Annotated in this window: 11 protein-coding genes and 1 pseudogene; 9 read left to right on the forward strand and 3 right to left on the reverse strand. The window is 51.9% G+C overall.

From position 1 onward, the window contains the following. Positions 1–149: 149 nt before the first annotated feature. The 4 genes and pseudogenes from tnpB (at position 150) to PsAD37_RS15340 (ending at position 4,224) form a co-directional block, all read left to right on the forward strand. On the forward strand, positions 150–497 hold the full coding sequence (gene tnpB, locus PsAD37_RS15325) for an IS66 family insertion sequence element accessory protein TnpB (RefSeq protein ID WP_057461557.1): 348 nt from the start codon (positions 150–152) through the stop codon (positions 495–497). A gap of 69 nt (positions 498–566) precedes the next feature. Then, positions 567–2,081, forward strand: coding sequence for an IS66 family transposase (locus tag PsAD37_RS15330; RefSeq protein ID WP_063296896.1), 1,515 nt, complete (start codon positions 567–569; stop codon positions 2,079–2,081). A 93-nt stretch (positions 2,082–2,174) separates the two neighbouring features. Next, positions 2,175–3,507, forward strand: a pseudogene (locus PsAD37_RS15335) (ISNCY family transposase). A gap of 156 nt (positions 3,508–3,663) precedes the next feature. Next, positions 3,664–4,224 carry a GrpB family protein gene (locus tag PsAD37_RS15340; RefSeq protein ID WP_063296897.1) on the forward strand — a complete coding sequence of 187 codons (561 nt, stop codon included), beginning with the start codon at positions 3,664–3,666 and terminating at the stop codon, positions 4,222–4,224. A 349-nt stretch (positions 4,225–4,573) separates the two neighbouring features. On the opposite strand, the gene PsAD37_RS15345 is transcribed toward PsAD37_RS15340, so the two are convergent. Next, a complete protein-coding gene (locus tag PsAD37_RS15345; protein WP_084407845.1) occupies positions 4,574–5,413 on the reverse strand; it encodes an SDR family NAD(P)-dependent oxidoreductase in 840 nt (279 codons plus the stop codon). Between the two features lie 163 nt (positions 5,414–5,576). Here PsAD37_RS15345 and PsAD37_RS15350 point away from each other — a divergent pair, with 163 nt between their 5' ends. Further along, on the forward strand, positions 5,577–6,041 hold the full coding sequence (locus PsAD37_RS15350) for a MarR family winged helix-turn-helix transcriptional regulator (protein WP_063296899.1): 465 nt from the start codon (positions 5,577–5,579) through the stop codon (positions 6,039–6,041). A 93-nt stretch (positions 6,042–6,134) separates the two neighbouring features. Here the strand turns inward: PsAD37_RS15350 and adhP are convergent, their stop codons facing one another. Both adhP and PsAD37_RS15360 read right to left on the reverse strand, forming a co-directional pair. Continuing rightward, positions 6,135–7,151 carry an alcohol dehydrogenase AdhP gene (adhP, locus tag PsAD37_RS15355; protein ID WP_063296900.1) on the reverse strand — a complete coding sequence of 339 codons (1,017 nt, stop codon included), beginning with the start codon at positions 7,149–7,151 and terminating at the stop codon, positions 6,135–6,137. 534 nt (positions 7,152–7,685) lie between these two features. Next, positions 7,686–8,531 carry a CoA ester lyase gene (locus PsAD37_RS15360; RefSeq protein WP_208991902.1) on the reverse strand — a complete coding sequence of 282 codons (846 nt, stop codon included), beginning with the start codon at positions 8,529–8,531 and terminating at the stop codon, positions 7,686–7,688. Between the two features lie 123 nt (positions 8,532–8,654). On the opposite strand from PsAD37_RS15360, the gene PsAD37_RS15365 reads away from it, so the two are divergent. From PsAD37_RS15365 to PsAD37_RS15380, 4 genes are all read left to right on the forward strand, one after another. Further along, positions 8,655–9,980 (forward strand): acetyl-CoA hydrolase/transferase family protein, encoded by a 1,326-nt coding sequence (locus PsAD37_RS15365; protein WP_063296904.1) that lies wholly within the window; start codon positions 8,655–8,657, stop codon positions 9,978–9,980. A 17-nt stretch (positions 9,981–9,997) separates the two neighbouring features. Next, on the forward strand, positions 9,998–11,041 hold the full coding sequence (locus tag PsAD37_RS15370; protein ID WP_063296902.1) for a MaoC family dehydratase: 1,044 nt from the start codon (positions 9,998–10,000) through the stop codon (positions 11,039–11,041). 52 nt (positions 11,042–11,093) lie between these two features. Then, on the forward strand, positions 11,094–11,717 hold the full coding sequence (locus tag PsAD37_RS15375; protein WP_208991903.1) for a hypothetical protein: 624 nt from the start codon (positions 11,094–11,096) through the stop codon (positions 11,715–11,717). A 284-nt stretch (positions 11,718–12,001) separates the two neighbouring features. After that, positions 12,002–12,184, forward strand: a complete 183-nt coding sequence (locus PsAD37_RS15380; RefSeq protein WP_063296903.1) for a hypothetical protein — start codon at positions 12,002–12,004, stop codon at positions 12,182–12,184. Positions 12,185–12,275 lie beyond the last annotated feature (91 nt).

A 12,275-nucleotide genomic window follows, 5' to 3' on the forward strand; every position in this document is an offset into this window, starting at 1 on the left:
CCTCAACCAATACCGGTGAATAGCGAAGTCTCTTCAAATCAAGCAGAGCCACTATGCCTTGGGATCCGCCTTGCGGGCGGGCATCAGGTTTTCTTGAGCGGTGCTGTGAGTGCTGATGTGATTGCCCAGGTTCTGCGGGAGTTGCGAGCATGATCCCTGTTCCCAGCAATACGCGGGTTTGGCTGGCAGCTGGCGTGACGGACATGCGCCGGGGCTTCAATACACTTGCCGCTCAAACAGAGCAGGTTCTGGCGGAAGACCCGTATTCAGGTCACCTGTTCGTGTTTCGCGGCCGCAGAGGTGATCTTTTAAAGATAATTTGGTGGGATAGCCAGGGAGCTTGCCTGTTCACCAAACGCCTTGAGAAGGGGCGCTTCATATGGCCTGCAGCGAAGGAAGGTAAAGCCCATATTTCTGCAGCTCAACTGTCGATGCTGCTCGAAGGGATCGACTGGCGAACGCCGGTGAAGACATGGACACCTCTGACATCCGGATAGGCTAATGGTTGCAGTGTCTTAAGCTGATTTTGACTTACTCTAACGGGGGAATTCCTGTATAAAATCAGCATGCTCAACGACCTCGACATCGCCTCAGAAGACCCAGCTGAACTAAAAGCCGTCAACAAGCTTCTGGCGGAGGAAGTGAAGGCTTTGAGTTTGAAGGTCGAGCAACTCCAACACCAGCTGCATGGGGCCAATCGGCACCGGTTTGGCTCCAAGTCAGAGACGCTTGATCAGCTCCACCTCAATCTAGCTGAAGACAAAGAGATTGCCGAGGCCGCCGAGGAGCAGCGTGATCCTGCTCCTTCAGCAGACAAAAGCCCAAAGCGCCAACACAGCCGCAAACCATTGCCGGATAATCTGGAGCGCAATGATACGGTTCTTGTTCCCGGCGATAGCTGCCAGCGGTGCGGTGGTAGCTTCAAGCAGCTTGGCGAAGACATCACCGAAGAGCTTGAATATGTACCGGGTCGTTTTGTGGTGAACCGGATCCGCCGACCACGCTTGTCGTGTTCCTGCTGCGAGAAAGTCGTTCAATCGCCGCTGCCATCCAGACCAATCGAACGCGGGCGTCCCGGGCCGGGGCTGCTCGCTCATGTACTGGTATCGAAGTTTTGTGATCATCTGCCGTTGTACCGGCAATCGCAGATTTTTGGTCGTGAGGGCATCGATCTGGACCGCTCCACCTTGAGTGACTGGGTTGGCCGCTCGACCGCTTTGCTGGAACCACTGGCTGATGCTATTGGCCGAATGGTTCGGCAAGGCAACGCAGTCTTTGCTGATGATACACCGGTCAAGCTTCAGGCACCGGGCAACAAGAAGACAAAAACCGCTCGTATTTGGGCCTATGTGAGAGATGAACGAGCTTGGGTAGGGCAATCACCGCCTCTGGCGTGGTACCAGTTCACTGTAGATCGCAAGGGCGAGCACCCGCAAGGACACCTGAGCGGCTATAAAGGCTGGATCCATGCCGATGGCTATGCGGGCTTCAAAGCTTTGTTTGGCCATGACAAAGCAGCAGAAATGGCCTGTATGGCGCATATCCGGCGCAAGTTCGTTGATGTTCACGCATCGCAAGGCTCAAGTATAGCTGGCGAAGCCATCCAGCGGATTGCAAAACTCTATAAGGTCGAGAAACAGGCACGCGGCAAGCCGCCGCCGGAGCGGGTGCGACAGAGGCAGGAACAGGCCAAACCTGTCTTCGATGATCTGGAAGACTGGCTCCATTCGCAGCTTGCAAGAATATCCGGCAAGTCAGCATTGGCCGGAGCAATCCGCTATGCCCTCACGCGCCTACCCAAAGCGCGCCCCTATCTGGACAATGGCTCTCTGGAGCTGGACAACAATTGTGCCGAGCGGGCAATGAAGCCTGTGGCTCTTGGAAGAAAAAATTATCTCTTCATGGGCTCGGAAGGGGGCGGAAAAGCAGCGGCAATCGCCTATACCCTCATCGAAACCGCCAAGCTCAACAGTGTGGATCCCCAAGCCTGGCTCACGTGGGTTCTGGCTCAAATCGCTGATCACAAGATCACCCGCCTCAACGATCTCATGCCGTGGTGTTACGCTGCTAAGCCAGCGTAACAGGGCCTATTTCCGTTTTGTAGGTCGGGTTCGCCGGACGCACACTAAAAATGTCATGCTTGGCCTGGTTCAGGTTATGCTGGGGAGCGTGGCATGGGATGGGTGGTTATGAGTGAACGGGAGTTAAATCGGGTTGAAGTGATTGCGCAGGTTGTGCGCGGCGAGCTAAGCAATGCGGGTGCCGGTAATCTGCTGGATCTGTCGGTGCGCCAGATATCGCGGCTGGTGAAGCGCTATAGAGATGAAGGTGCCAGCGGCCTACGCCACCGTGCCCGTGGCAAGCGGCCGAATAACCAGATCAGTGACGCCAAGCGTGAATACGCGCAAGTTGTTATCAGCGAATATTATTCTGACTTCGGGCCAACACTGGCGGCAGAAAAGCTGGAAGAGCATCACAGCTTGAAGGTCTCGCGCGAGACGGTGCGCAAATGGATGATCGAGGCCGGGATTTGGCTGAATAAGGCGCAGCGGCGCACGTTTCACCAGCCGCGCAATCGCCGCTAAGCCTATGGCGAGCTCATCCAGATCGGTTGATGATGCGACGTCCAAACTGATGCACCTGCAGTTTGTGCCTTCAGAAAGCGCGTTTTCCTATTTTTCTGCTCTGGAGCAGTATTTAGATAAACATAGCCGTCCGGTGGCGTTTTATTCTGACAAGCACAGCGTGTTCAAAGTAGCCAACACCGAGGCCAAAGGCGGTGCTGGTATGACCCAGTTTGGCCGCGCCCTGTCGGAGCTCAACATTGAGATCCTGTGCGCCAATTCCTCGCAGGCCAAGGGCCGTGTGGAGCGCGCTAACCGTACCTTGCAGGACCGTCTGGTCAAGGAACTGCGCCTTGCCGGGATCAGCGACATGGGAGCAGGCAATGCGTTCCTGCCAGGCTTTACAGAGCGGTTTAACACCAGATTTGCCAAGGTCCCTGCTCGCCCGGATAATCTGCACAGGGTGCTCAATGTGGAGCCAGACCGCCTTGCCGACATCCTGTGCTGGCGCGAGAAACGCTATGTGACCCAGCAGCTTACGGTTTCTTATAATCGCAAGATGTTCATTTTGGAGCCTAATGATCTGAGTAAGAAGCTGCCGGGCAAATACGTTGACACCTACCTGTTTGCCGATGGTCGCGTGCAATTGCGCTGGCAAGGTATGGTGTTGCCGCACAAGGTGTTTGACAAGGAACAGCGCGTTACTCACGCGGCAGTCACTGACAACAAACGTCTGGGTGAAGTGCTTGCCTTTGTGAAGAAGGAACAGGAAGCAGCGCCTCCCCGTGTTCGGATCAAAAGCTCATCTGATAAAGGTGGTTATGAGAAGCGAGAGCGCAAGCCTCGGCGAGCACGGCGCCCCCAAAGCGCTGGTCGCAGCCGTGCAGAGTCTCTGGCCATTCTGGAGGAATTCAGAAAAAAACATGCCAAACAGAAGACATGAGGATGAGTTACAGCCTCCCTTTCAAGTTGTGTTCTGGTTGTTTAGAGCCCAATTCAACTGGAGCTGCGCAACTTACGAAGTTTTGCTATCAATACGTTAATCATCAGTTTTGTTGTTCCCGCTCCCGCTGATCATGAGTATTTCCGAGGATTATAGATGCAAATCGAAATGCAGCCGCCTAATCCAATATGGCCCTATCAATTCACTGAGATCAGGCAATCCCTTGAAATGTATTTACCTGAGAGTGCAGTCATTCATCACATTGGCTCAACCGCTGTTCCAGGACTGGTTGCCAAAAACATTATTGACATCCAGATTACACTTAAGTCCATTGATGATATCAACGAAGAAAAGATGGCGTCAGCTGGTTTTATACGCGGAGAGCCTGTGCGCGACCATAGTCCTCCAGGAATGACCTTGCCCTTGGAGGAGCTTGCGAAACGCTTTTATCGCCAAAAAACACCCATCGCTGCTAATATCCACGTAAGGGAAGCCGGACGTTTTAATCAACGATACGCGCTGCTCTGTCGTGACTATTTGCGCGCGCACGCTGAAGCAGCAGTGGCCTATGGCAAGATCAAATCAGAACTCGCCAAACGATTTCCAGACGATGTTGATGCTTATTACGACATAAAAGATCCGGTTTTTGATCTCATTATGGCGGGTGCTGAAATTTGGGCATCAGCCACCAAATGGCGTGTTCCTTTAGGTGACTAACGCAGTTCTGCAGCAAATGCAGCTTCGTTCGCACTGCTGCCGCTGGCGTAGTGCTAAAGCGCAATCTGTACACTTGGCCTCCTCCTCAAAAGCTCCTTCAGCAGCGCCCTTACCTTCTGGCCCTGTCGTCCTGCGATATTTGGGGTCTTCGTACGTCAGGGCCAGAGCGCTGCGGCAAGGTGCAAATTCCGGTCTTTCATTACTTCAGCAATGACACTCCTGCATTGCACCCAACCCGCCACTTCTGCTTGGTTGCAACATTATATATACGGCCCGTGCGAAGGTATCTTTGTCCTTCACACCTCTAAAATGTCCGCTCACCATGTCTGCGAAATTGTCATTCAGCCAATCAAACGTATGCTTCAATAAGCTGTTCGAGTTGATCCCAAAGAGCAGCTGATTTCTGTCGATCCAAACTGACATCTCCATCAGGCAAATCCATAACTCCCCAGACGTTGTGCCAATAGGTTCCGCTAGGAACATCTTGCGTCGCCGCAATAAGTTCGGCCTGTGCCCCGAGTTCTTCCGATATCAGCAGTCTTTTGGCCAACCAGCTTCTAAGCCCGCCTTGCTCAGCAAACCCACCAAAACCGCTCAAAATAACCCCGGGATGAACAGCATAGCTCTTGAGAGCCGGATAGCGTTTCGCAAGCTCTCGCATCTGCCATAAATTACCCAGTTTACTGCCGCCATAAACCCGGTTGCTTGAGTAGTTTAGCGGGCTCACATCACAGGTTTGGGCCATGATATAGGCGTCTCCCGATGTCATCACAATGCGTGCATCCTCCGCAAACTTGCCTTGCTCCATCAGGAGCCGATAAAGTAGATGATGGCCTAAGACATTGACTGCAAAGGTCATTTCGATATCGTCCGAGGCCATTTTGTGATCATGCATCAAAACACCCGAGTTGCAGATCAATATATCAATTTTCTGGTCCCCCACCTTGCCAACCGCATCCGCCACAGACTGCAAGCATGATAGATCACATTTAACTTGCTGGAGGTCACAGACCCCTCTCTTACCCTGAGAGATGCCGCGTGACAGAGACACAACCTTGGCGCCCCGCGCAATCAATCCGCGGGAAACATACTCGCCGACACCCGCTGATCCACCTGTTATCAGAACAGTTTTTCCGTCAAGTCGTGGTCCAGGAGGACACATACGTGTTCTCGCCCCTTGACGAAACATACACCGTAAAAGGCGCAAAACACTGGTTTTGGAGGGTTTATATGGGGTGAGGTCTATGGACACTTTTTTATCCTTGTTTACAGTCGGTCAAGATCGATTGACCATAATACTTAACTAGATTACTATTCTAATCAAGTATTATCTGTAACACCTCGGATATGTGATGACTCAGTTTGATTTCGCCCCAGAATCCCAAAAGGCAACCATTCAGGCAGCGCATCTGCTGTTGCTGCAAGCCGCTCGCCTTCGACAGAAGCTACAAACGGCAGTGAGTGAGGCGTGTGATCTGACCTTGTCAGAAAAAGAACTTCTTGGACGCGTCCAGCAATCAGGAGGTGAAGTGCGGATGAGTGATATTTCCAGTGCTCTGATGTTCACCGAAGGTGGCGCAACAAAGATCATTGGCCGGCTGGAGAAACAAGGTCTCGTCACGCGACATCGCTCGCAAGAGGATAAACGGGTTATCCTGATCAACATCACAGAAGAAGGTGAAAGCAAACTCGCAACCGCTCTTAGCGCCATGGCGAACGTCGCCTATCCGCTTTTAAGCAAAGTGTATTCTGAAGAAGAATGCGCCGAGATGACCCGCTTGCTGGAGAAGCTTGGTGCACATCCCGACCTGTTATGAGCGAGGTGCTAACGGCCTTATCAGGTCCGCTTAGACAAGCAAATGCCGCAGATACGAAAAAGATTCTGCGGCATTCATTCATCTTCTCAGGCCTTAAAAGTCCATCACAATACGACCGTCAATCTTGCCGTTACGCATACGATCAAAGATGTCATTGACATTGTCGAGCGGCTCTGTGGTGTAATGCGCAGTCACCTGGCCTTCACCAGCAAACTCCAAAGACTCCCGCAGATCATTTCGCGTGCCCACAATGGAACCACGTAATGTTTTGCGGTTGAGCACCATATCAAAGATGTTCAAAGGAAAGTCCTCAGGAGGCAAACCAACAAGGCTCATAGTGCCACCACGTGCCAACATGCCAACGCCTTGCTGGAAGCTCTTGCCAGCCACTGCTGTAACCAACACGCCCTCAGCACCGCCGCCAGCTTGCACTTCAGCCACCGGATCGCACTTGAATGCATTCAGCGTCATATCCGCGCCAAGTGATTTTGCAAGCTCCAGTTTTTCCTCTGCAATATCAACCGCAATCACATGCAAGCCCATGGCCTTGGCGTATTGAACAGCCAGATGTCCCAAACCGCCAATACCGGAAATCACAACCGTTTGTCCCGGTTTTGTCTCCGTTTCCTTCAGCCCCTTGTAAACGGTTACACCCGCGCAAAGAATTGGTGCTGCTGGTGCAAATTCAAGTTCCTTCGGCAAATGAGCGACGAAATTCGGGTCTGCCAAAGCATATTCTGCAAAGCTGCCATTGACGCTGTAACCCGTGTTTTGCTGGCTTTCGCATAAAGTTTCCCAGCCATCAACACAGTGACGACAGCAGCGGCAAGCGGTGTGAAGCCAGGGAATTCCAACGCGATCCCCCTCTTTCACCGAAGTGACATTCCGGCCTTTCTCAACCACAATGCCCACGCCTTCATGGCCCGGAATAAAGGCTGGTGTCGGCTTGACTGGCCAGTCACCTTCAACAGCGTGAAGGTCGGTGTGGCACACGCCAGTGGCCTCAATTTTCACCAGAACACTGTCATCATTTACTGTAGGCTTTTCAACTTCACACACGTCCAACGGTGCACCAAACTCGCGCACAACGGCCGCTCTCATCATAGACATGACGGGCTCCTTGACCTGTTCGGGCCGCAGCGGCCCAGATGCATACAGGGAAAGCTAAATTTTGCAAATGCAGGTATGCAGCACCAGCATTCAACCCGAGCCTAACAAACCTCCTGCCAAGTATAAAAGAGATGATATTTCAAGGATGCAAGCGCGGTTAACAACGTTTCTCGCCAGTCACTCAAAGTTAAAAAGACTTGTTCTTTAATACAAAACCCGCGGATGACAATCAGGTGTATTCAAGGACATACATTTCCGTAAAGTGAAACAAATTCATCATTTTAGGCTAACTACGTAGCTTTTAGGTAAGTTCACCTGAGATCATTTCATCGTCATGAGTCGAGCGGAGACCAGCCACTCTCCCCCTACTTCATGCAACACCACAAAACACTTGCCTCCACCTAACAATACCAAGTATGAATCAAATGTATGCATAAGGTAGATTATGGAATTACTTACTATTATTCGATCTAAATATAGCAATTATAAGTATTGTATCATTTAAATACTTAAACATCTAACAACTAGTTCATACTATGGATGATTATCACCATCACTCAGGCCAAGCAAACGTCTTGCGCGTAAGATCACAGGTGCATCGACCATCTTGCCATCAACAACAAACGCACCTTGTCCTGCTGTATCCTTTTGCTTTTCAAGCACATTCAAGGCCCACTGAACTTCCTCGTCACTGGGCTCAAAGCACGAGTTGACAACGCTGACTTGAGAAGGATGAATGGCGAACTTGCCGTTATATCCCATATCTCGCGCATTGCGGGCTTCATCTTCAAGTCCTTCAGGGTCATTGAAGTCTAAATACACACCATCAATCGCCCAAAGATGGTTCTGAACGGCTGCATTCAGCAGCTGTCCGCGTGGCCACACAAGACTGTTCCAGCCCATAGTGCCGCCTGTCTCTGCCGTATAGTCCGCATACCCAAAGGCCAGTGCATGAAGCGGTGCATGAGTTGAGGCAATCGCTTCTGCGTTAGACAGTCCCGCTGGCGTTTCCAACAACGCGCACACCCGCACCATCTCCTTGCCAGGATGTCCCTGCAGCAGATGGTCCAGTTGCTCCAGATCGCGCGGGCTTTCACATTTGGGCAGAAATATCCAGTCTGGCAGGTGCGCCAGGTCCAGCAGGCACAGCACATCTTCCAGTCCATCCGGCGTGCTCATCGATGAGATGCGAATACCGATTTCACAGGCCTCATGCTCGCGGATTTCATCTTGAAGGCCGCGCAGCAGATCTCTAGCTGCTGGCTTTTGCTTTTCAGAAACACCGTCTTCAAGGTCAAGCACCACACACCCTGCTCCCGATGCTGTCGCCTTCGGGAAAAGATGGGCTTTATCTGCAGGTAAGAATAACAGGCTCTTCACACCGGAACTCCAACTTAATCCATTGATGCCGTTAAGGCAGAATGTAGATCAGTAACAATTAATTTCCTGAAAATGGATAGGATCTAGCTGACCTCTTTGACGATGGACCCCGGACATAACCGCATGCCTGCAGACCACTTTGATCAGCTGTATCAACAAAAACTGATAAGCGCAGATGAGGCGATAAAAACGCTTGCAAGAGATACAAAGCTGATCACCTTCGGGTGTTATTGCGGAACCCCTCCTCGCCTTACCCAAGCCTTTTGCGAGGCTGCTGCTGCCGGATACTTCAGCAGCACACCAGATGTTTACCTGCTCCGCTCGCGCAAAGAGATTGTCGATCAGTTTTCAAATGTCGATGTCCTCAAACAGATCAAGCTGCTCTGCCCCTTTTTAGGAGGAAGTTTTCGTCAACTTGCTGATCCGGATCTGATCATTCCGCACTATCTGCCAGAGCATTTTAGCCTGTATGCACAAGGTGTTTTCTCCCGTCATGGCAAGCCCAATGTGCACTTATTTCAGGTCTCTCCCATGGACGAGCATGGCTATTTTAGCTTTGGCGTGGATGGCAGCATGTCCATCCCCCTCGCGTTTGAAGCTGGGCAGATTATCGTTGAAGTCAATCAAAATATGCCGCGCACCTTCGGATCTGGGCTCGTACATATCTCTCAGGTCTCAGCCCTTATTGAGCACAACAGCGACCTCATGGTCCTGCCGAAGAAACCGACAAGTCCTGAGGACCATAAGATTGGTGAGTTTGTTGCTGAACTTGTGCCAGATCACGCTTGCATTCAGCTCGGCATTGGCGGCGTCCCAAATGAAGTGGGCAAACGCCTGAAGACAAAATCTGATCTTGGCATTCACACAGAAATGCTGGGGGACACGCTGTTCGAGTTGATACAAGCTGGTAACGTATCCAACAGGTATAAACAGCTCAATGTCGGGCACACCGTTTTTAACATCGCGCTGTTCTCAAATCCCGACTACTACGCCTATCTCGACAACAACCCAACCATGGCCTGTCATCCAGCGCACTACGTCAACAATCCGCACATCATCGCCCAAAATGACCGGATGGTCTCCGTAAACTCCTTCGTGGAGATTGATCTGTTCGGCCAAGTCGCCTCAGAATCCATCAACTGGCGTCAGATTTCCGGCAGCGGTGGGCAGCTGGACTTCGTCCGCGGAGCATTCCGCTCCAAAGAAGGCATTGCCGTACTGGCAGCCCATTCCACCGCGAAAAACGGCAGTATCTCCAAGATTGTTCCACGCCTGCAAAACATCGTCACAACCCCGCGCAATGACGTCAGCTATGTGGCCACGGAGTACGGCTGCACCAACCTGTTTGGCATGTCCACCTCAGAGCGCGCCCACGCCCTCATTGAGCTCACCGCCCCGCAATTTCGCGATGAGCTACGCGAAGAAGCCAAAAATCTGACCATCTACTAGGCTGAAAGGAGCCCATCATGTATTCAGCCTACGCTCAAATCTCAGAAAATCGCTTTTTGGAGATTTACGGCCTCAACTTCGAAGAATTCTCCGTGGGCCAGATCTTTCACCATCGTCCCGGCATGACGGTTTCTCAGCAGGAAAATGCAGAGGAAGCGTTGGACACCTTCAATGCTGCAATGCTGCACTATGATGCCCATTACGCAGCGCAGACGGAGTTCAGGAAACCTCTCGTCGTCTCCACGCTGACATTGCAAAAGATCTTCGGCATGAGCTGGAAGACCTTCGCCAGAAAAGACCGCATCACAGCGTTTAAGAACATCTCCATGACTGCGCCCATCTTCGATGGCGACACGCTCTACTGCTGCAGCCAAATCATCGCGGCGGAGGAAAGCGAAGACAAAACCGGCCACGTCACCGTAAAAGCCTCCTGCACCAATCAGGAAGGCGTTGAGGTCGCCAACCTCATATACACCGTTAGCATCTTCAAAAAAGGCAAGCATCCGGTTTGGGGCAACCTTCCCAACTCCAGCAGTAACCCTTGGTTTTTGGCCTATCATCAACGTGAGGATGGGTCCTTGCAGGAAACAACAGGCATCTACTTTGAGGGGTTCGCAGCAGGTCAGGTCTTCGAGCACAGCCCGGACATCACACTCCACTCCTCCTCCATGCTCCGTCACGCCGTCCAGACCATGCAATGGCACCCACTCTACCGGGATCATGAGTTCGCGCGGGAGGTCTACGGCAGAGACCGTCTGCCAGCATCAGAACTGCACGTCCTCTCTCTGGTGACTGCAGCTACCACCACCACCTTTGGCCGTGTGGTTGCCAATCTGGGTTGGACCGATACAAAATTGTCTCGTCATTTCTATGCAGATGACCGCTTTAAAGTGCAAAGCGAAGTCCTGTCAAAGCGAGAAAGCCGTTCCAGACCAGACCAAGGCATTTTAACCGTAAAAACCGTCGCCCACGATCAAACCGGCACCGAGGCCCTCTCCTACACCCGCACCCTGCTCGTCTACCGTCAGGGCGGAGGTCCATACGCAGCCGCTGGCTATTGATCCCACACCACATTCTCCTATGATGCTCTCTTGTGTAGAAGATGGATGATACATGAGACCAGCTATCATGAGCAAAGCCGCATGGCAGTTGGAAGCCGCTGAAAACAATGCGGATCTTTATCAACATATGTTTGAAGTCCATGGCATTCCCTATGAGCGCTCCAAGGAGCTGTTTCACACCATTGTGCTGCCCCTTCCGTTTTACTCCAGCATCGTGACCTGCCTCCCGACAACAAAATCTAAACTCATCAATAACCTCACGCGCACTGCGACCTTTGATGTTTATGTCAAAGACAGTTTTGCGGTCCTTCCACTGGAACAATCTGGTTTCAAAAAACTGTTCGATGCCAGCTGGTTTTATCTGACTGAAATCGTCAAAGCAGACACGGTAGGCTGGGAGCAGATAAAGACCGCCCGGCAGCTGGAGCACTGGAGGCAGCATGGAAGACAAGCGGCAATCAGACAGACTGCAGCATGTTTCCACCTGCACTTCTCACGAACCCGAACATTGCCTTTTGGGGCTATGCTGAAGCGGGAAAGTACACCAAGGGCTTCATCGGCAACTGGTCTGGCAGCTCAATCGGCCTTTCCAACATCTTTGCAGGCACACTGTCCCCAAAAGACCTCCAGCAAATGGCGTGCCTGTTGCAGACATGGCAACCATCAGCACCAATAGTCAGCTATGCACGAGGTGAAACGCTGCACAGAGCCATACAAACGGGCTTAGAAACTTCCGGAAACCTGACGGTCTGGATCAAACAATTCTCACCAAGCTGAGCTCTCCTGCGGGCAACAGCATGCAATCGCTCAAACTTTCATCAAACACCATTGCCTCCTGCAACAAAATGTGAGGCGTAAACAATTGTTTCCATTGTTGTATTTAGTCATCACACCCGCAGAATTTTGGTCACAATTCGCCCCTACCTCTCCTGTGCAACACATCGTTTCAGGAGAAAAGCCATGGCCATCGAGGTTTGGCTGACTTACGTCCTCGCCTGCACCATCCTACTCATCATTCCCGGACCAACGGTCCTTATGGTCGTCAGTTACAGCCTTAGTCAGGGCAAACGCGCTGCAGTCGCCTCTGTCACCGGGGTGATGTTGGGGGGTAATCCCCCCATTTATGGAGGAGTTTTGCATTAGAGTTATGCAGCCAGTTTCAGTTTTGTTGCGGGCGAGATGCCGCCGATGGCCATGTTGGGCCGTTGGTTGTTGTAAGTCCAGAGCCATCTGG

Source organism: Pseudovibrio sp. Ad37 (assembly GCF_001623075.1).
GTDB lineage: Bacteria > Pseudomonadota > Alphaproteobacteria > Rhizobiales > Stappiaceae > Pseudovibrio.